At 42.3% G+C, this 21,140-nt stretch carries 13 protein-coding genes and 1 other annotated feature; of the genes, 10 read left to right on the forward strand and 3 right to left on the reverse strand.

Annotated elements, in window-relative coordinates; all coding sequences use genetic code 11:
- The first annotated feature begins 13 nt into the window (after positions 1-13).
- Positions 14-8,389, forward strand: coding sequence for an ESPR-type extended signal peptide-containing protein (locus NXG62_RS02255; RefSeq protein ID WP_427113400.1), 8,376 nt, complete (start codon positions 14-16; stop codon positions 8,387-8,389).
- A 184-nt stretch (positions 8,390-8,573) separates the two neighbouring features.
- Positions 8,574-8,993: a DUF3887 domain-containing protein gene (locus tag NXG62_RS02260; protein WP_091647866.1), complete on the forward strand. Its 420-nt coding sequence runs from the start codon at positions 8,574-8,576 to the stop codon at positions 8,991-8,993.
- A 78-nt stretch (positions 8,994-9,071) separates the two neighbouring features.
- Here the strand turns inward: NXG62_RS02260 and NXG62_RS02265 are convergent, their stop codons facing one another.
- A complete protein-coding gene (locus tag NXG62_RS02265) occupies positions 9,072-9,740 on the reverse strand; it encodes a YczE/YyaS/YitT family protein (RefSeq protein ID WP_427113401.1) in 669 nt (222 codons plus the stop codon).
- Positions 9,741-9,964: 224 nt separating this feature from the next.
- Here NXG62_RS02265 and NXG62_RS02270 point away from each other — a divergent pair, with 224 nt between their 5' ends.
- The 8 genes from NXG62_RS02270 (at position 9,965) to fucO (ending at position 19,845) form a co-directional block, all read left to right on the forward strand.
- Positions 9,965-10,240 (forward strand): hypothetical protein, encoded by a 276-nt coding sequence (locus tag NXG62_RS02270; RefSeq protein WP_091647864.1) that lies wholly within the window; start codon positions 9,965-9,967, stop codon positions 10,238-10,240.
- A 23-nt stretch (positions 10,241-10,263) separates the two neighbouring features.
- Positions 10,264-11,217 (forward strand): D-2-hydroxyacid dehydrogenase, encoded by a 954-nt coding sequence (locus NXG62_RS02275; RefSeq protein ID WP_091647862.1) that lies wholly within the window; start codon positions 10,264-10,266, stop codon positions 11,215-11,217.
- 124 nt (positions 11,218-11,341) lie between these two features.
- Positions 11,342-11,586 (forward strand) — a binding site (T-box leader).
- Between the two features lie 150 nt (positions 11,587-11,736).
- Complete coding sequence (locus NXG62_RS02280) at positions 11,737-13,479, forward strand: 2-isopropylmalate synthase (RefSeq protein ID WP_427113402.1); 1,743 nt, start codon at positions 11,737-11,739, stop codon at positions 13,477-13,479.
- A gap of 30 nt (positions 13,480-13,509) precedes the next feature.
- Positions 13,510-14,769 (forward strand): 3-isopropylmalate dehydratase large subunit, encoded by a 1,260-nt coding sequence (leuC, locus tag NXG62_RS02285; protein ID WP_427113403.1) that lies wholly within the window; start codon positions 13,510-13,512, stop codon positions 14,767-14,769.
- Position 14,770: 1 nt separating this feature from the next.
- The gene (locus NXG62_RS02290) at positions 14,771-15,259 is read left to right on the forward strand and encodes a 3-isopropylmalate dehydratase small subunit (RefSeq protein ID WP_091647858.1); all 489 of its coding nucleotides are present in this window, start codon (positions 14,771-14,773) and stop codon (positions 15,257-15,259) included.
- Positions 15,260-16,330 carry a 3-isopropylmalate dehydrogenase gene (gene leuB / locus NXG62_RS02295; RefSeq protein ID WP_427113404.1) on the forward strand — a complete coding sequence of 357 codons (1,071 nt, stop codon included), beginning with the start codon at positions 15,260-15,262 and terminating at the stop codon, positions 16,328-16,330.
- Positions 16,331-16,509: 179 nt separating this feature from the next.
- Positions 16,510-18,444 carry a sigma-54-dependent Fis family transcriptional regulator gene (locus NXG62_RS02300; protein ID WP_427113405.1) on the forward strand — a complete coding sequence of 645 codons (1,935 nt, stop codon included), beginning with the start codon at positions 16,510-16,512 and terminating at the stop codon, positions 18,442-18,444.
- Positions 18,445-18,693: 249 nt separating this feature from the next.
- Positions 18,694-19,845 (forward strand): lactaldehyde reductase, encoded by a 1,152-nt coding sequence (gene fucO, locus NXG62_RS02305; protein ID WP_427113406.1) that lies wholly within the window; start codon positions 18,694-18,696, stop codon positions 19,843-19,845.
- Between the two features lie 100 nt (positions 19,846-19,945).
- On the opposite strand, the gene NXG62_RS02310 is transcribed toward fucO, so the two are convergent.
- Complete coding sequence (locus NXG62_RS02310; RefSeq protein ID WP_427113407.1) at positions 19,946-20,611, reverse strand: metal-dependent hydrolase; 666 nt, start codon at positions 20,609-20,611, stop codon at positions 19,946-19,948.
- Positions 20,612-20,620: 9 nt separating this feature from the next.
- Positions 20,621-21,022 carry a hypothetical protein gene (locus tag NXG62_RS02315; RefSeq protein ID WP_245675056.1) on the reverse strand — a complete coding sequence of 134 codons (402 nt, stop codon included), beginning with the start codon at positions 21,020-21,022 and terminating at the stop codon, positions 20,621-20,623.
- Between the last annotated feature and the right edge of the window lie 118 nt (positions 21,023-21,140).

Consider the following 21,140-nt stretch of genomic DNA (forward strand, 5'->3'; position numbering starts at 1 on the left):
GGAGGAAAAAATTATGAACAAAATATATAAGGTTATATTTAATCAAGCACTGCAGGTATATCAAGTGGTATCTGAATTATCTAAAGGACATAGCAAATCTTCAACTCCCTCGGCCAAACGGAAAGATAAATGTGCTTTACAATTATTAAACGCACGAAAACTGCTGCTTGCTTCTGCAATGGCAGGATTCATGATTTCTCCGGTATTTGCAGATACCATTGTGCCGATCAGCGGAATAACCCAAGTGCAAGAAGGCAGTAATATAATCCTTACAGAATCTAGTGATGGCACGACCTTGAGCATTGGCGTGAACCCCAGCATAACTGCAGATACACTAACGGTGGGCAATACAACGATAGATGCCAGCGGACTTGCTATTACCGGTGGTCCAAGCATACAAGTCAGCGGCATAAAGGCTGGTGGAGAAAAAATCACAAATGTGTCAGCAGGAGATATTTCTTCCGTGACTTCAATGGATGCGGTAAATGGCGGACAATTATTTGCAACAAACCAAAACGTTGCGGCGAACACCAGTGATATCAGTGGTCTGAAGACACGAGCAGCGGCTGATGAAACAACTATTGCGGCGAACACCAGTGATATTAGTGGTCTGAAAACACGAGCAGCGGCCGATGAAACAACTATTGCGGCGAATACCAGTGATATCAGCGGTCTGAAAACACGGGCCACGGCTGATGAAACAAAGATAACGGCGAATGCCAATGATATTAGTGGTTTAAAAACACGAGCTACAACAGATGAAACGAATATAGCAACCAATGCAACTCATATAACAGCACTTCAAACTGCGCTCCAAACGACGGGTATAGGAGTAAAGTATTTTCGGGAAAATTCTACGGGAATTGATGCAAGTGCATCCGGGACGGATGCGATTGCTGTAGGCAGTTCTGCTGTATCCAGCGGGACAGCCTCTATTGCAGCAGGAATTTCGGCAGTGTCCAGTGGTACGGGGGCTGTCGCTGTGGGATATAGTGCGGCAGCGGCAGCGGATAATTCTTTGGCGCTAGGCTCAGCGGCAACGGTTGGCTCGAAAACAGTGAATGGCGTAACCACTCTCACGGGAGGAAATCAGGGAATTGCCATAGGTGATGCTGCCAGTGTCACTGCCGATAATGCAATTGCTTTAGGAACAACCGCGAGTGCCGGTGGAGAGGGAAGTATTGCCTTTGGCGGATCAGCTAATGCAACCTCGGCTAATTCGATAGCGATTGGTCTGTCCGCTGTTACAGATGGTGTAACAGGGATTGCCATTGGTGATGGAACCCAAGTTAGTGGTGCTAGCGGCGTAGCCTTGGGTACATCGGCTAAAGCCGGTACGGATGGTACTGCCATAGGCGATAAAACTAGTGCCGGTACGAATGGCATTGCTTTGGGACTTTCCGCTTCTGCTGGAACCAATGCCATTGTTTTAGGAACCGCGGCTAGTGCTGGCAACGGAATTGCGTTAGGTACAGCTGCTGCAGCTAACGGAGATACAAGTATCGCTTTGGGGGCATCGGCCAGTACCAGCGGCAGTAACGATATTTCCTTTGGTTCTTCTGCGGGACTAGGATCCACAGGTACAAGCACTGCGAAAAATCAAGCGAATCGTATCGCATTAGGTACAGATGCAGGGCAATATGTAAGTGGTAATGAAGATATCGCTATCGGTTTAAGTGCCGGTAATAACGTGAGTGGTTCTTATAATATTGCGATTGGCAGCAGTGCTGGCGGTAATACTGCCGGTGATAACAATGTTGCTATCGGATGGCAGGCTAATTTAACAAATGCGACGGGGAGTCATAGCACGGCGATCGGGGCTTCTACTACGGCTGCTTCAGGGGCTACCGCTGTAGGGTACTTAGCAAATGCAGCGGGAGATAATTCCATTGCAATTGGCTATCAATCTACTTCCTTTACTTCTTCCGGTGTTGCTATAGGAGTTAATGCTACAGCAGCCGATAATAGCAGCATAGCATTGGGGAATGATTCCTATGCCATTGCAAGTGATTCTTCAGGAAACGGCTATCTAACGGGAACCACTTCCGGTGTCGGGGTTGTATCTGTGGGATCTTCCGGTGCAAATGGGCAGATTTTTCAGCGGCGTATTACTAATGTAGCTGCCGGTTCCTCTGCGTATGATGCAGTGAATGTACAGCAGCTGCAGGCTGCACAAACCAGAGTAGCCAATCTTATCGGCGGCAATGTAACAGTAAATACAAATGGTACCTATAGCGGGATTACTTTGACGGATAACAAGAATCAAACCTATACATATTCAACAGTAGCGGCGGCATTAAATGCGCTTAGCTCAGGGACTATAAATCTTCTCCCCAGTGGTACAATTACCTATTCGGATAATACAAATGCTGATATTAAACTGGCAGGAACCAATGGCACCACCATCAGCAATGTGGCAAATGCGGTTACCTCAGACCAGGCTGTAAATTTAGGACAAATGAAAAGTGCCATTGCAGCTAGCAGTACCAAGTACTTCAGTGTTAATTCAACAGTAGGAGGGAATTCAGGAAATCTTGGTGCGACAGGAAAAGATGCGATTGCAATTGGGGGGGCAGTCACCGCAGTGGGGGCAGAAAGTATATCCATGGGCTATAATACAAAAGCACAAGGAGATAATACCATTGTTTTAGGCAATGCCGTATCGGCTACGGACAGACAAACTGTAGCCTATGATACTTCGGGAGTGGCTATTGGTACTTCGGCGAGCAGTACGGGCAGTAATTCTATTGCTATTGGTACATATGCACAAACAGGTCTTCAGAATAGTCCTACGACGACGTCAAACAATGCTATTGCTATCGGTGATTATGCGGAAGCAACAGCGGATTCTGCCGTTGCACTAGGGCAAACTGCGCACGCATCAGGCTTAAAGGCAATTGCGCAAGGATATACTGCCAGTGCTACGGGAACATCTGCCATTGCAATGGGTACAGGAACCATGGCATCGGGAACTTCTTCAACGGCGTTGGGTTCATATGTAACCGTATCTGCTTCAAACTCCGGCGCCATAGGCAGCACAATGCTTGGAAAAACGAATGGAACTACTTTGAGTGGGGCCGATACGTATGCGATTGGCAATGGAGATACTATTTCAGCGGCTAATTCCAGTGTTGTGGGAAATGCGAGCACGGTGTATTCTAATAATTCCAGTATTACCGGAAATAGCAACAGCATAGGCCAAATAGTGCCGACAGATAATACAGGGCTTAACTATGCTACCATCAGTACTGTAAATTCCAGTATAGTGGGAAACAGCAATACAGTAACCGCATTGAATTCAGATGTTATTGGAAATTCAAATATAGTTGGCAAGGTGGATACTACCTATGCAACTTCATATGATTATGCCACAGGATCAGGCATTTTGGGCAATAGTAATACCTTGACGGGAAGCAACGACCGCATCATTGGGAATAACAACGTTGTATCTGATTTGTCGGATGTATTTATTTTAGGCAACAGTGTTACGGCAGGGATGGGAAATTCTGTATATCTTGGTACCGGTTCAGCTTATGTAGCAGCCTCTGATGCAAGCAATACCACAGAAGGCATATCGACTTACAACGGGGTTACTATTGGCAATGGAAATTATACTTTTTCAGGAACTGCATCTGCCGGTGTGGTAACGGTGGGCTCCGTTGGTTCGACCCGGCGGATTCAAAATGTTTCTGCTGGTTTAATATCGCCTTCCAGTACGGATGCGGTAAATGGCAGTCAATTGTATGCCTTGACACAGCCGCTTCGTTTTGCTGGTGACAATTCTACTGTAAGCAATACCTCTGCGGCCAGCAGTTCTGATAAGAATGTAATACAGCGCGGTTCTGATCAAGCGATACAAATTATCGGAGGGGCTTCTGCAACGAACCTTTCTTCCAATAATATAGGAGTGACGGCTAATACATCTACCAACACACTGGCGGTTCAGCTGGCGAAAGACTTGACCGGGCTGAGTAGTGTTACAACGGGAAATACGGTGATGAATACCAACGGTCTGGTCATTACGAATGGTCCGAGCATTACGGCCGGCGGCATCAATGCGGGTGGTAATAAGATTACCAATGTGGCGGCGGGTACCGTGTCAGCGACTTCGACGGATGCGGTAAATGGCAGCCAGCTTAACGCGGTTAGTACCGTTGCCAATAAAGGATGGAATACCACTGCAGCAGCGACGGGTACGGGGACGGTAAGCGGCAGCAGTACGGCAACTGTAGCTCCTGGAGCAACAGTTACGACCACGGCAGGAAATAATATTGCTATTATCCAGAATGGTACTAATTTGACGATTGCTACTAATCCAAATTTAATTTCCACCAGTTTAACCACTGGCAACACCACGGTAAATACGAACGGACTTAGTATTACAGGAGGGCCGAGTGTTACGGCCAGCGGCATCAATGCGGGTGGTAATAAGATTACCAATGTGGCGGCCGGCATTGTGTCAGCGACTTCGACGGATGCGGTAAATGGCAGCCAGCTCAATGCGGTCAGTACCGTTGCGAATGAAGGATGGAATTTAACCTCAAATGGGGCAGCCGGCTCTAAGAGTAATGTGGCACCTGGCAGTACAGTAGATTTCAGCAATACCGATGGCAATGTTACAATCAGCAATACCGGGAATGCAGTGAAAGTGAATTTGGCATCGAAACTTACGTTAGGAAGCGGGTCCGGGGCAGTTATTGCAGATGGTACAGCAGGAACAGTCAATGCAGGGACAAAAGTATCATTAAATGGCAGTACCGGTACCGGAGTTATTGGCAACGTTACTATTACCGGCAGTGGTTCAATGGGCACCGTAAATGGATTGACTAATAAAGCATGGGATCCCAATGCCATCGTATCTGGTCAGGCGGCAACGGAAGATCAGTTAAAGTCGGCCTCCAATACGCTTACCAATAATGGGCTGAATTTTGCAGGAAATGATGGTAATTCTATTCATAAGAACTTAGGAGATACGTTAAATATTGTCGGCGGCTATAGCGGCAGCGGAACAACGTCCTCCAAAAATTTAAAAACGGTGAAGGATGCCAATGGTAATTTGGAAATTCAAATGGCGGATGACACAGTTTTACATAGCGTGACCACGGGTAATACAGTGGTAAATACGAATGGTGTGACTATTGGTACTGGTAGTACAGCGGTCTCTTTGACCAATGGCGGTCTCAATAACGGCGGTAATAAGATTACCAATGTAGCGGCCGGAAAAGATCAAACAGATGCGGTAAATGTAGGACAACTACAAACGGCGATAGCTGGATCAAAAACAACAGTTTCTGATGGTACCAATACGCACGTGACCTCTTTCACCGCGGCAGACGGTCATACAGACTATCAAGTGAATCTCAATGATACGGTGACGCTGGGAAGCGGCGCCGATGCGGTTACCCTGGATGGTACGAAAGGTACGATTCAGGCAGGTACAAACGTGGTGCTGGATGGTGTCAATGGAACCGGAAAGATAGGCAATGTGACCATTAATGGGAATGGTTCCGCAGGAACCGTGAATGGGTTGACCAACAAAACCTGGGATCCTAACAACTATGTAAGTGGTCAAGCGGCAACGGAAGATCAGCTGAAACTGGCAGCCTCTACTGTAACAAGGGCAGGATTGAATTTTGCCGGTAATGACGGTACGGTAATCCATAAGAATTTGGGAGATCAGTTAAATATTGTAGGCGGTTACAACGGTACGGGAACTACTTCTTCAACTAATGTTAAGACAGTCAAGAACAATGATGGAAATTTGGAAATCCAAATGGCCGATAACGCGGTGTTCAACAGCCTTATTACAGGCAGCACGGTGATGAATAACAGCGGTATTACCATAGGTAGCGGATCATCTGCGGTATCCCTCACCAATACAGGTCTGAATAACGGCGGACAGAAAATTACCAATGTAGCAAACGGGACAGCAGATAACGATGCGGTCAATGTGAGCCAGCTGAATACGGCGGCCGCCAAAGCTGCGACTACTGTGTCTGATGGTACCAATACGCACGTGACCTCTTTCACCGCGGCAGACGGTCATACAGACTATCAAGTGAATCTCAATGATACGGTGACGCTGGGAAGCGGTGCCGATGCGGTTACCCTGGATGGTACGAAAGGTACGATTCAGGCAGGTACAAATGTGGTGCTGGATGGGGTCAATGGAACCGCAAAGATAGGCAATGTGACCATTAATGGGAATGATTCCGCAGGAACCGTGAATGGACTGACCAACAAAACCTGGGATCCTAACAACTATGTAAGTGGTCAAGCGGCAACGGAAGATCAGCTGAAACTGGCAGCCTCTACTGTAACAAGTGCAGGATTAGACTTTGCCGGCAATGACGGTACGGTCATCCATAAGAATCTGGGAGACCGACTGAATATTGTAGGAGGGTATACAGGAAGCGGCACGACTTCGTCGAAAAATATCAAGACGGTAAGGAACCAAAACGGTGATTTGGAAATCCAGATGGCCGACGACGCGGTGTTCAACAGCCTTACTACAGGCAACACGGTGATGAATACGAACGGTGTAATCATCGGCACGGGGGATACGGCAGTGTCTTTGTCCAATACGGGCCTGAATAACGGCGGCAACAAGATTACCAATGTAGCAAATGGGACAGCAGATAACGATGCCGTGAATGTCAGCCAATTGAATAAAGCGGCAGCCGGATCAAAAACAACGGTATCCAATGGTGTGAATACAACCGTGTCATTGAGTGTAGATCCAATGGACGGTCATACAGACTATCAGGTGAATCTGAATAAGGATATCAATGTAGACAGTGTGACTGCCGGCAATACTAAGATGGATACCCAGGGTCTGACTACGGCAGACGGTAAGGGAAACAGCACGTCTGTTACTGCGGTAGGTGTGACTACTAAAGATGCCAATGGCAATACGACGTCAGTTACCGGAAATGGGGTAAGTATTGTCGGTTCCAACGGTAAAAACGTATCTTTGACTAGCAGTGGATTGGATAACGGCGGCAATACCATAACGAATGTAGCAGCTGGAGTGAATGGAACGGACGCAGTTAATGTAGATCAACTGAATGATACTGTAGGCAAGGCAGCTGCGACGGCCAAGTCCACGGTATCTGAAGGGAAAAATATTACCGTGACATCGACTGTAAATCCGACAGACGGACATACGGATTATAATGTGGCGTTAAATGATACCGTGACATTGGGAAGTGGTGCTAATGCGGTTACCATGGATGGTACTAAAGGAACGGTTACTGCTGGAACCGGAGATAATGCAGTAACTATGAATGGTAGCAATGGTACGATTCAGGCCGGTACGAAGGTGTCTTTGGATGGAGCAAACGGAACCGGAAAGATTGGTAATGTGACGATTAATGGTAGTGGCTCTACCGGCACGATCAATGGACTGACAAATAAAACGTGGGATCCGAAAAATTACACCAGTGGACAAGGAGCGACAGAAGATCAACTAAAAGTTCTGGATTCTCGAACAGTGCAATATAATCTGAACAGTGATGGCAGCGTAGACAACAGTAAAATCACGTTAGGCGGTACTCAGGGGACTACGATTACCAATGTAGCTGCTGGAAAATTATCGTCCGATTCAACAGATGCTGTCAATGGCAGCCAGCTGTATGCAACGAACCAAGCGGTCATTAACAATAGCCAAAACATCAGTCTTCTCGGGAATTCTATCAGTAATTTGGATACTCGTGTTGACAAAGTTGGCGCCGGTGCAGCGGCTCTTGCCGCACTGCATCCTCTCGATTTTGATCCGGATGATAAGTGGGATTTTGCTGCTGGATATGGCAATTACAGTGGTGCGAGTGCAGCTGCTATAGGTGCATACTATCGACCGAACGAAGATACTATGTTCAGCATCGGCGGCAGTATTGGCAATGGAGAAAACATGATCAATGCCGGTGTCAGCTTCAAATTAGGACAGGGAAATCATATTTCCACTTCCCGTGTTGCCATGGCGAAAGAATTGAAGGATATGCGTGCTGTCGTAGCACAGCAGGCAGAACAAATACAAAAATTGACGGCTGTTGTGAATACGTTGGTAGGCATGCAGGCAGTAAAACCTAATTCAACGGTGATGTTCCCTGATGTTCCGGAAAATCATTGGGCCTATGAAACCATTAAAGCGATGGCAGCTCAGGGACTTATCGAAGGATATCCGGACGGTACCTTTGGCGGGGATCGTACAATGACGAGATATGAATTTGCCCAGATTATTTATCGGGTACTGCAGAAAGGGATTCCCGTAGACAGCAAACTCGTTAGTGAATTTAAACCGGAATTGGAACGGATTCGCGTGGATACCATATCGAAAGATAAAAACGGAAATCCGACGATTGAACGAGTTCGGGTAAATACAGTATATTAAGATTTTATTTTTTGAGAAAGCACGCGGTATAGATGAAATGATACAGGGGGGCAGTTTGGTTGTTTTATGCTATATCATTGCATATCCATGGTAATGTAAAATGCCGATACAGGTATGTTGTTTCCCAAAAGAGTAGCTCGTCACTTTTAGTGTATTTTAAAAATGTATAAGAGGAGCGGAATATATGAAATTTAAAAAAATTATATGTACTGTCTTTTTTGCGATTTCTTTAAGTAATATGGGTATAGCCGCTGATAATGGTGCTGTATTGACAAAAGAAGAAAGTCAAGTACAAACTTTCATGACAGCGTTATATACGGATAATGGTTATGGATCTGCCAAAAGCAGTATGGCAGATTCTTTGGCAGAAAAAATCAACACGCAGAACTTTGGAGAATTGCAAAAGCAAATTCAAAATAAATTTGGACGATATAAAAGTATGAAATTAGTTGTCTTGGAAAAATTTGATCAGGGAGACCGGTTGACTTATATGGCAGACTACGGCGCGAATCAATTGGTTAGAATTGTGATTACGTTTGGTCCCAATGGAAAAAATGGTATTCAAAGTTTCGCTTTTACACGGATGCAAGTTGATAAAAAATAAAGCCTGACAGTGGAGCATGTGAATTATATTTAAAGTTAAAAATACGTTACCTGCAGATATTTCTGCAGGTAACGTATTTTATTGCTTCATTTTTATAGGGTATAGTTTTTTTTCGAAATCGAAATAATTGGCAATACGACTCCAAATTTTGACCAGGAAACCAACCAGAAAAATAGAAACAATAGTGCCTTCACGAATGCCTCGTATATCCCCGAAATAAACAACGGAAATCAGCAAAGCGGTTATGCCTAATACAGCATCAAATACTATTTTTACGCTGCCGAAGCGAATTTTGAATTTGTAAGCCAGCGCTTTTACCGCACCTTCTCCGGGATTCATGATGACATTTGCTGCTACTTGCAGATAGATTCCCAATGCCATCAGAATGCTGCCGATAAGCAGGGCCAACATTCTGGCCCAATAGGCACTTGGATTCAGGGGCGAGAAAATATACATTCCCAAGTCTGTAAAAAAGCCAAAAAAAGGACCGATAATAATTTGCCAAAGTTGTGCTTTTGGAAAGTCTCTGCCTAATATAACAAACTCCGCTATCATGAACAGGATACTGAGCAGGCAGGTAAATTGTCCGAAGGTAATTGGAAAAATAAGGCTTAAAACGAATGGGACACTGGAAATGGGCGTAGTACCTGAATTTGATTTTGCAACTACCGCGATCCCAAAGGCCATAATAAGTAACCCTGTAAATAAAATTATATAACGAATTATTATGTTTTGTGTGCGAGTCAAAATGACGTATCTCCTTTTATATGAAAATATATAGAAAAAAAGCACACCATCCCGCGTATTGATAGATGGCATGCATTTAATTTTATAATGTATATTTTAACAGGTCTGTCTGGTTTTGTAAAATAGTTGCGGTATACTATCACTTGCCAAGGGACCGGTGTTCATATAAAATAGAAATATACGATATGATCCAGTACGATTACTAACAAAAAGAAGGCATGGCGATGAGTAAAAAACCAACAAAAAAAACAAATTCTGCAATACCTAAAAAAACGAATAAAGTTAAAGAACAACAAGAGAAAAAACCAAAAAGCGTAAAACAAGTTTTAATTGAAATGGATAATAAAACACGTTTTACTTATGTGCTGGGGGTGGCAGCTTTTATCTGGTCGTATTACATGGTATTAGAAAAAGGAAGTATTGATGATTATTTTTTACTGGCATTTATTACGGCTGTCCTGATCGGAAGTTTTGCAATGCGAATGAAAGGAAAAAAATAATACATAAAAAGGAGTTTTTTATTATGAAAATACTGGCAGTAATGGATTTATTGGATACCCATAAAAAATGGTTGGAGGAGGCTGCAGGAGATAATGAAATTGTTTATATTCCAGCAGCGAATGTGACTATACAGGATGTATCTGATGCGGAAGTTATTATTGGAAATATAGCACCGGCACTTTTATCGACAGCATCAAAACTGCGATGGGTGCAATTGTTCAGTGCGGGTGCCAGTGAATATTGTAAACCAGGTGTGCTTCAGCACGGTGTTATGTTAACGAATGCAACCGGTGCGTATGGCTTGGCTATTTCGGAACATATGTTGGCAGTGCTGTTAGCAATGATGAAAAAATTATATGTGTATGAGGCAAATCAAAAACAATGTTTATGGAAGGATGAAGGACCCGTTACTTCTGTATCGGGTGCTACCGTTCTGGTGATTGGTCTGGGTGATATAGGCGGCAGATTTGCCCGACTTTGCAAAATGATGGGAGCACATGTCATTGGGATGCGGCGGCGCAGCACTGTTATTCCAGATTATGCGGATGAAATGGGAACGATGGAAAGGCTGGATGAATATTTGGCTCGTGCTGATGTTATAGTCTCCAGTCTTCCAGGAACAAAAGCAACAACGGGTTTGTATAATAAAGAACGTTTTCAAGCGATGAAGCAGGGGGCTTATTTTATTAATGTAGGACGCGGTACGGCGGTTGTTAGTGAGGATCTGTGCAATGCAGTAAAAAACGGACATCTTGCAGGTGCTGCACTTGATGTGACGGATCCGGAGCCGTTGCCGAAAAATCATCCTTTATGGAGTATTCCGGGTATCCATATAACGCCGCATGTATCCGGCGGATTTCATTTAGCAGCTACACATGACAATATCGTAAAAATAGCAGCAGCTAATCTGCGGTCATATATCTGCGGAGTTCCACTGAAAAATGAAGTTGATTTTATGACAGGATATAAAAAGTAATAGTATTTTGTGACGCTGAACATAAATTTACAAAAAAATACAATATAGTCAAACGTTTAATTTAATTTTACCCTCTTGTCAAAAGAAGAATGTTGTGATAAAGTATCATTCAACAAGCAAAAATACAAATGCGTTGATAAGAATTAGTAGTGTCCGGAAAGCTTGCAGAGAGCTGTTGGGTGGTGTGAAACAGTAGCGGAACGGAAGCGAACTCATCTTTAAGCTGCTCGCTGAATCAAGTAGGTGGAGCCGGGGCCTGGCCGTTAACAAACAGGAGGGTATCGATGAAAATCCGTACCTGATATAAGAGCATACTTTTTTGGTATGAATTAGAGTGGTAACGCGTGAGCAAAGTCTTTCGTCTCTTCAAAGAGATGGAAGACTTTTTTTGTTGTCTGTTGATGTAACAACCCGGGATTAGTAAAAAGGATGAAAACGGGTTCATGTGTACAGATAGCAAAATCTTGATAAAAATCAGCGTTTGCTTGTAATCAGAAGGGAAAAGGAGATGCATGGTGGATGATGAACGTAAAAAAATACAAGAAAGGGTATTATATGCCGCCGTATACAGATGTAAGCTGGGCGGCAAAGGATTGTGCCGAAAAAGCACCGACTTGGTGCAGCGTAGATTTGCGAGATGGTAACCAGGCTCTTATTATCCCTATGAATCTTACCGAAAAAATAGAATTTTATAAAAAATTGGTACAAATGGGTTTCAAGGAAATCGAAGTTGGTTTCCCGGCAGCGTCAGAAACAGAATATGAATTTTTACGTACACTAGTTGAAAAAGATCTGATTCCTGATGATGTGACTGTACAAGTATTAACACAGGCACGGAAACATATTATTCAACGAACGTTTGAAGCGTTAGAGGGAGTAAAAAATGCAATTGTGCATGTATATAATTCAACATCTGCAGCACAGCGAACACAAGTGTTTCATAAATCAAAGGAGGAAATTAAACAAATAGCAGTTGAAGGAGCAGCATTGTTGAAAGAATTAACTGATCGAAACGGTTCTAAGTATCGATTCGAATATTCTCCTGAAAGTTTCACAGGAACAGAGCCCGAATATGCACTTGAGGTTTGCAATGCTGTTCTTAACGTTTGGAAGCCTGCAAGTGATCGTAAGGCTATTATCAATTTACCCTCTACTGTGCAAATGTCTATGCCCCATGTGTATGCTTCACAGATTGCGTACATGTCTCAACATTTGAATTATCGAGACAACATTGTATTATCTCTGCATCCTCATAATGATAGAGGATGCGGTGTTGCTGATGCAGAACTGGGATTGTTGGCGGGTGCAGAGCGTATTGAAGGTACTTTGTTTGGCAATGGAGAACGTACCGGTAATGCCGATATTGTAACGATTGCGTTAAATATGTATGCCATGGGGATTGATCCTGGTTTGGATTTTTCTAATATGCCGGAATTGATAGAAGTATATGAACGGGTGACGCGTATGAATGTTCCTCCCAGACAACCGTATGCCGGACAACTTGTTTTTGCCGCTTTTTCTGGATCTCATCAGGATGCCATTGCAAAAGGAATGAAATATCATGCCGATACGTGTCAAAAGCAATGGTCTGTGCCATATCTGCTTATTGATCCGGAAGATTTGGGACGCCATTACGATGCGGATGTTATCCGCATTAACAGTCAATCAGGTCAAGGGGGTGTGGGATATGTAATGGAACAACAGTATGGCGTTTGCATGCCTAAAAAAATGCGTGAAGATTTTAGTTATTTTGTAAAAGAAATTTCAGATCATAAACATCGTGAATTAAAGCCGGAGGATATGTATCATATATTTGTGCAGCATTATGTTAATATAATCTCACCTTTCCAATTAGAGGATTTTTCACTTAAAAAAGAAGAGACGAAATGGTATGGACAAATTGTTCTTATGGTAAACGGGAAGAAAACGATTTTGGAAGGCAGCGGAAATGGACAGTTAGATGCTGTGAGTAATGCTATTTGCAGCACGTATGGCATATATATATATAATTTAGTTTATAATGAGCACGATTTAGATAGCGGATCCAATTCGCGGGGAATGGCTTATTTTGGATTGACCTATGATGATAGGAAGACTGCTTGGGGAGTAGGAGTAGATACCGATATTATCACCGCTTCCGTTATTGCTTTTATCAGTGCTGTAAATCAAATGGAAGGAATCAAAGAAAAAGTTAAATTTTGTCAAAAACGAGAAGCTGCATATGAAAAAGACATATATAAAGATGGAATTGCACAACATTAGTAACTGTTATAATTTTGGAGGGAATATATTATGGGAATGACGATGACACAAAAAATTTTAGCCAGACATGCAGGATTGGATTTTGTTAAGGCCGGTGACTTAATTAATTGTAAACTGGATATGGTGTTAGCGAATGATATTACGGCACCTCCTTCGATTGCTGAATATAAAAAAATAGGCAGACCGGTTTTTGATTGTACAAAGGTTGCTTTGGTACCGGATCACTTTATCCCTAATAAAGATATCAAATCTGCAGGACTTGCAAAGATTGTACGTGATTTTGCCAGAGAAAATAACATTCAGCATTATTATGAAGTTGGGCGTGTTGGGATTGAACATGTTCTGCTTCCGGAACAAGGATTAGTAGCGCCGGGGATGGTTACGATCGGAGCCGATTCTCATACTTGTACCTATGGAGCGTTAGGCGGTTTTTCTACAGGTGTCGGTTCAACCGATCTCGGAGTGGCCATGGCGACGGGAGAGGCCTGGTTTAAAGTTCCGGAGGCGATTAAAGTTAATATTACAGGTAAAAAACCAGATGATATTACCGGCAAGGATGTAATGTTGACTTTAATAGGTATGATCGGGGTGGACGGAGCACTTTATCAATCATTAGAATTTATGGGCAGCGGTATTGCAGAATTGTCGATGACAGATCGGTTTACTATTGCCAATATGGCTATTGAGGCAGGAGCTAAAAATGGCATTTTTCCTGTAGATGATCAAACTATGCAATATATTAAGAATCGTGTTACTAAGCCGTATGATATAGTGACAGCGGATGATGATGCGTCGTATCGACGTGTAGTTTCAATCAATCTTGAAGAATTGAAGCCAGTAGTTGCGTTCCCGCATCTGCCGGAAAATACGAAAGTAGTAGGAACATTTGGAGATATTAAAATTGATCAAGTTGTGATTGGCTCTTGTACAAATGGCCGAATAGAAGATTTGAAAATTGCAGCATCTATTATGCAAGGGCATACGATTCATCCTGATGTGCGTTGTATTATTATTCCAGGCAGTCAGAAAATCTATATGGAAGCGATGGAAAAAGGATATATTAAAATATTTATTGAATCAGGAGCGGCTGTATCTACGCCTACATGCGGTCCTTGCCTGGGGGGATATATGGGGATACTTGCAGCCGGAGAAAAGTGTGTTTCTACAACGAACCGTAATTTCCGCGGCCGGATGGGACACGTAGATAGTGAAGTATATCTGGCGGGTCCGCAAGTAGCGGCAGCCAGTGCTATTTTGGGGAAAATTGCAGCACCTAAGGAGGTATATTGAAATGAAAATAGAAGGAAAAGTTTGGCGTTATGGCGATAATATAGATACAGACGTTATTATTCCTGCCCGTTATTTGAACAGTTTTGATCCACAAGAATTAGCGTCCCATTGTATGGTAGATATAGACGAAACATTTTCTCATGAAGTACAAACAGGAGATATCATGGTAGGAGGCAAGAATTTTGGCTGCGGTTCCTCGCGTGAACATGCTCCGATAGCTATTAAAGCTTCTGGAATCCCGGTTATTATTGCAGCTAGTTTTGCTCGTATTTTTTATCGCAATAGTATTAATGTAGGATTACCTGTATTGGAAATCGGCAGTGATGTAGAAAAGATTAAAGCCGGTCATATCCTTCGGATTGACTTGACGGCAGGATGTATTGAAAATAGTACAACAGGAGATATATTTCAAGCAGCACCGCTGCCTGGATTTATTCAAGATATTGCCAGAGCCGGCGGGTTAATTGAATATGTAAAGGAGAAAAAATAAATGGAAAAACATATCGTTGTCATCCCGGGAGACGGGATTGGAAAAGAAATTACGACAGCGGCTGTGAAGGTGCTGAAAAAAATTGATGAGATATATCATATAGGGCTTACCTTTGAATATCAATATGCAGGGGGAACGGCCTATGATAAATTTGGAACCCCGCTTCCTGAAAATACGATTGAGGCTGCAAAAAAAGCAAGTGCTGTTTTATTTGGTGCAGTAGGCGGTAGGCAATGGGATGACGTGGAACCAGCACTGCGGCCTGAAAAGGCGGTTTTAGGATTGCGCAAAGCACTGGGGTTATATGTTAATTTACGTCCAGTGAAAGTACAAAAAGAACTTTGCGAATATTCTCCGCTGAAGCCGGAAATTGTGACCGGTTCAGATATTCTTATTGTCCGTGAACTTATTGGCGGGATTTATTTTGGTGATAAATGCGAATCGGAAATACATGATGGTGTAGAACGTGCATGGGATTTAGAAAACTATAGTGTACCGGAAGTAGAACGAATTACACGATTTGCAATGGAAGCCGCACGCAAGAGGAGAAATAAGGTAACTTCCGTCGATAAATCCAATGTATTGGCAACGTCTCGTTTGTGGCGGCGTACCGTAACGAAAATTGCTGCGCAGTATCCGGATATCGTAGTAGATAATCTGTATGTAGATAATTGTGCTATGCAGCTGGCCATCAGGCCGACACAGTTTGATGTGATTGTAACAGGAAACTTGTTTGGCGATATACTGAGCGATGAAGCGGCTGTATTGGGAGGATCCATTGGAATGATGCCATCGGCTAGTATTGGAGAACTTACAAGCCTTTATGAACCTATTCATGGATCGGCACCGGATATTGCCGGCAAGGGTATTGCCAATCCCTTGGCAACGATTCTTTCTTCTGCTATGCTGCTTCGCTATTCGTTAGAGGAAGAGTCAGCGGCCTGTGCTGTTGAAAAAGCTGTTGATGCTGCTTTGGAAGAGGGCTGGCGCACTCCCGATTTATATAAGGATGGATTTAAAAAGGCTGATACAAATACAATGACGGAAGTTGTATTGCAATATATTAAATAAATTGAAATTACATGCGTTTCATCGGTATGTTATACACTTCTTGCAAATGAATACATAAATTCATATACCGTTTAAAAGTAAGCGTAATATATGATGATTGATGATATACTATTCATATAGGATGGTTTGTCTGTTTTTTTAATATATATACTATTCGTTCGTTGTAGGGAGTGCATAACATGAAAATAGGTGAAGCAAAAGCTGTGTGGCAAAAATTTATGTCTGATGGTACCTTAAATGAAAAGATGCAGCCTGCTGTTGCACGGTCTTGGTTAAAGTGCCGGGAGATGAGAGTAAATCCATATAGTGATAATGTTACACAGGTAGATGATATCGTCTTTCAAAAGGTATTGAAGAAAAACAAAGAATTGATTCGAATAGCAGCCCCTATTATACAAAGTGTATACCAAATTATTAAAGAGTCACACTTTTTACTGGTATTAACTGATAGGGATGGGTATGTTTTAGAAACAATCGGGGATGATTCTATCTTAAAAAGGTCCGAAAACATATTGTTTCATAAGGGAGCTGTATGGACTAATCTGGGAGTAGGAAGTAATGCACCGGGAATTGCATTGGAATATGACATGCCGATTCAAATGAATGGCCCGGAACATTATTGTATGTCTCAGCATGGATGGACTTGTTCCGCGGCGCCGATTCATGGGTTGAACGGTCAAGTAATCGGTTGTCTTGATTTGTCCGGTGCTGTGGAAGCCGCTCATCCGCATACACTGGCACTTGTTGTAGCCGGCGCGTTTAGTGTGGAAAGTATGCTGGCAAGTTATCATCAGTCGCTGCTTATGCGTTCAGCAGCCAACGGACTACACGAATCCATCCTTTTGCTCAATGATACATTTCAATTGCGATGGATAAATAATACAGCAAAAAAGGAATTATCGATTTGTTTTCCTAAAATGGCAATGATTGATTTTAGAAGTGTTATGCCTGATGTAGATTGGAATAGCGTTATAACGATGCAAAAGGAAAATGCACCGTTATATATAGATGACATGCGTTTTTTTATTAAGGGAAAAGTGCGGCGTTTTAGTGCTACTATTTCATTAACCGTAAATACGAGCGGACGGACAATCACCGTGATTCTTCGTAAGCAAGAACATCTTATACGGTCAGTGAATCGTGTGTCCGGAAATCAAGCTGCATATAGCTTTGACAATATTTTTACTGCGGATACCATGATGAAACAAGTGATAGAAAGAGCACGGCAGTATGCCCGATATGATGGAAGCATCCTCATAGAAGGTGAAAGCGGTACGGGAAAAGAACTATTTGCTCAAGCCATTCATACGGGAAGCTGTAGAGCAGAAGGACCTTTTGTTGCGGTAAATTGTGCTTCTTTGCCGCGGGATTTGATAGAAAGTGAACTTTTTGGCTATGAAAAAGGAGCTTTTACAGGAGCTCTCAAGGAAGGGAATCCGGGAAAATTTGAATTAGCCGACCATGGTACGTTGTTTCTTGATGAAATCGGAGAAATGCCATTGGAATTTCAGGCTAAGTTACTGCGAGTGGTTGAAACATTGCAAGTTCGCCGTATTGGCGGTAAAGAGGAAAAAAAACTGGATGTGCGTGTTATTGCCGCGACCAATCGCAATTTAAAGAGACAAGTCCGGTTAGGGTTATTTCGCAGTGATCTTTATTATAGACTCAATGTATTGAGATTAGATATTCCGCCTCTGCGGGAACGTCCAGATGATGTAGAATTTTGTGCCAATCGATTTTTGCAGCGGTTTAATTTGCGATATCCGGATAGAAAAAGAAAATTTTCTGCAGATTTTTTATTATCTCTAAAACACTATGATTGGCCCGGAAATGTCAGGGAACTGCAAAATAGTATTGAAAGAGTTTTTTATACGAGTGAGTCTCCCGTGATTTCATCTCGTGATTTTTGTTATATTATGGATGATGTTGTTGCGGCAGTGCCGAGTGAAACAGGAGAAGAAAGTGAAAAACAGACCTATTTGCGTATTATTAAAAATTCCGGGGGCAATGTGGCAGATGCTGCTCGAAGTATAAACGTAAGTATACCTACTTTTTATCGCATTTGTAAGCAGTATGACATAATACCAAAAAAAATACGGCGGGGATTAGAATGAAAGACAGATAGAAATTATCATATGTATTATATGTATCGATAATTTTGATACATATGATACATATGACTGTTATGAGAAATAAAATAAAAGAATAATCTTTATTAACTGAATAGTATGAGTAGTAAGATATATCGTTGTATATAAAGAGAATATGCAAATAAAAAATAAATTTGAATAGTCTGTCATTATTTGGCACGTTTATTTCATACAATACAGTATAGTTCTTTTTATTAAAGGAGGCATACTAGTATGAGTAACAGAATTACGTTGAATGAAACTTCATATTTTGGTGAAGGTGCGATTCAGGAAATTATTAATGAAGTGCAAAATCGCGGGTTAAAAAAAGTCATGGTTGCAACGGATCCCGATTTATTAAAATTCAAAGTTGCTGATAAAGTGACGGATTTACTGGATAAGGCGGACATGGATTATATTGTATATGATCATATCAAAGCCAATCCAACGATTCAAAACGTACAAGAAGGTGTCGATTTTTGCCGTATACAACAAGCTGATGTTATTGTTGCTATTGGCGGGGGGTCTTCTATTGATACGGCAAAAGCTATTGCTGTTATTATGACGAATCCGGATTTCTATGATGTTCGCAGTTTGGAAGGTGCGTCACCGACCAAGAATAAAGCCATGCCAATTATTGCTGTTTCGACGACTAGTGGAACGGCGGCAGAAGTTACTATCAATTATGTTATTACAGATGTAGAAAAACATCGTAAATTTGTATGTTCAGATCCTCACGATATACCGGTTGTTGCGATTATCGATCCGCAGATGAGTGCCTCTATGCCTGCTGGCCTTTGTGCAGCTACGGGCATGGATGCACTCGTTCATGCCATTGAAGGCTATATTACTAAAGGGGCGTGGGAATTAACGGATATGATGCATTTAAAGGCTATTGAAATAATCAGCAAATGGCTGCGGAAATCGGTGGCGGGCGATATGAAGGCGCGTGAAGAAATGGCAATAGGTCAGTATATTGCAGGTATGGGATTTTCTAATGTTGGGTTGGGGATCGATCATTCCATGGCACATCCGTTAAGTGCTTTTTATGACATTCCGCATGGGGTTGCCTGTGCTGTTTTATTGGCGCCTGTATTAAAATTTAATGCGCCGGCGACAGGAGACCGTTACCGTGAGATAGCCCGGGCTATGGGCGTGAATGGTGTAGAAAACATGAGTCAGAAAGAATATCGGCAGGCCTGTATAGATGCTGTGCAAAAATTGGCAGACGATGTTCGTATACCGCGGCAGCTGCGTACATTAGGAGTTAAAGAGAAGGATGTTGAATTTCTTGCTGCATCAGCGATTGCTGATGCTTGTACACCGGGTAATCCAAGAGATGTTATCAAGGAAGAAATTGTTGAAATTTATAAATCCATTTTGTAAATTTTTATTAAGTAACATAATATACTGTTTTTCATTACTATATAAAACAGTACAATCCCCCCTGATGTATTTAACATCAGGGGGGATTGTACTGTTTTGATCAAAATTCATATGTTGTGCCAGGAGCGATAACTTGGACCGGAATATGGAAATGTTCTTCGACTAATTTTTTATATTCCATGGGATCCTTGTCAATAATCGGCCATGTCTTATAATGAATGGGGATTACTAATCCTGGTTGAATCCAGGATGCTGCAATGGCAGCATCCTCAATGCCCATTGTGAAATTATCGCCAATGGGCAGGATTGCATAATCAATAGGTGAAAAACGGCTATGAAGCTTCATGTCCGCATATAACCCCGTATCACCGGCAAAATAAATAAGCTTATTATTTATTTGAATGATACAGCCGCATGCGAGCCCGCCTGCTATACCGGAACCATGAAGAGCGGGGGTCAGGCGGATATAGCCAAAAGGAAAAAAAGCTTTGCCGCCAATGTGCATGGCATGCGTCTTACAGCCTGCATTTGCAGCTTTAGCAGCTACTTCTGCTGTGCTGATAATGGTAGCGTTGTTGGTTTTAGCTATGATTTCAGCATCTCCGTAATGATCGCTGTGGGCATGAGAAATAAAAATGTACTGACAGCAAATAGATGCCGGATTAATTGATGTCCAAGGATTATCCGTAATAAACGGATCAAATAAAATGGCGGTATTCTTTTCTGTAAGTAAAAAAGCGGAATGTCCGTAATAGGTAAATTTCATAATGTTGCCTCATTTTTTTAATGCATGGTACCATTTATCGAGTCCTTCTTTTGGAAAAGCCCCTTCCATGGCAGTATCCAATTTTTTATGTAATTCTTTTTCATCTTTTAGTGGGTAGATGTCTTTATAATCAGTATAAATATCCCAGAAATCTCTCATATGGAGGTTAGCATACGTATCTCCGTATACTTTAAAACAAGAAGAACACAGCGTAATAAAAACCGCTTCTTCATCGTGCTGACGAGCATCGTCCAGGCCGCAGCAGCGAGTATATAAGTGAATAGTACCAAATAGTTGATGTAAATAATCATATAGCTGAGACACTGTCTGCGGTTCCAACTGCAGCAGCTTACAGCCTGGAGCGAAATAAATCGGCCATTGTGCAATATTGTCTCTGTTTTCCATATCCATGATGAACACCTCTTTCTTAATATATACTTTCCCTAATACCTATATTAAAACATATTTGAAGATAAAATTCAATTAAACAATATTATCTATGCATCTCTGTCACTTGAAGGACATGAAA

Origin of the sequence: Megasphaera sueciensis (assembly GCF_050219315.1) — a bacterium.
Classification (GTDB): Bacteria; Bacillota; Negativicutes; order Veillonellales; family Megasphaeraceae; genus Megasphaera_A; species Megasphaera_A sueciensis.

What these genes read in the sequence shown, in the direction of transcription:
- NXG62_RS02255 (WP_427113400.1), top strand. Translation starts at nt 14, where the DNA reads ATGAACAAAATATATAAGGTTATATTTAATCAAGCACTGCAGGTATAT.
- NXG62_RS02260 (WP_091647866.1), top strand. Translation starts at nt 8,574, where the DNA reads ATGAAATTTAAAAAAATTATATGTACTGTCTTTTTTGCGATTTCTTTA.
- NXG62_RS02270 (WP_091647864.1), top strand. Translation starts at nt 9,965, where the DNA reads ATGAGTAAAAAACCAACAAAAAAAACAAATTCTGCAATACCTAAAAAA.
- NXG62_RS02275 (WP_091647862.1), top strand. Translation starts at nt 10,264, where the DNA reads ATGAAAATACTGGCAGTAATGGATTTATTGGATACCCATAAAAAATGG.
- NXG62_RS02280 (WP_427113402.1), top strand. Translation starts at nt 11,737, where the DNA reads ATGATGAACGTAAAAAAATACAAGAAAGGGTATTATATGCCGCCGTAT.
- leuC (WP_427113403.1), top strand. Translation starts at nt 13,510, where the DNA reads ATGGGAATGACGATGACACAAAAAATTTTAGCCAGACATGCAGGATTG.
- NXG62_RS02290 (WP_091647858.1), top strand. Translation starts at nt 14,771, where the DNA reads ATGAAAATAGAAGGAAAAGTTTGGCGTTATGGCGATAATATAGATACA.
- leuB (WP_427113404.1), top strand. Translation starts at nt 15,260, where the DNA reads ATGGAAAAACATATCGTTGTCATCCCGGGAGACGGGATTGGAAAAGAA.
- NXG62_RS02300 (WP_427113405.1), top strand. Translation starts at nt 16,510, where the DNA reads ATGAAAATAGGTGAAGCAAAAGCTGTGTGGCAAAAATTTATGTCTGAT.
- fucO (WP_427113406.1), top strand. Translation starts at nt 18,694, where the DNA reads ATGAGTAACAGAATTACGTTGAATGAAACTTCATATTTTGGTGAAGGT.
- NXG62_RS02310 (WP_427113407.1), bottom strand. Translation starts at nt 20,611, where the DNA reads ATGAAATTTACCTATTACGGACATTCCGCTTTTTTACTTACAGAAAAG.
- NXG62_RS02315 (WP_245675056.1), bottom strand. Translation starts at nt 21,022, where the DNA reads ATGGATATGGAAAACAGAGACAATATTGCACAATGGCCGATTTATTTC.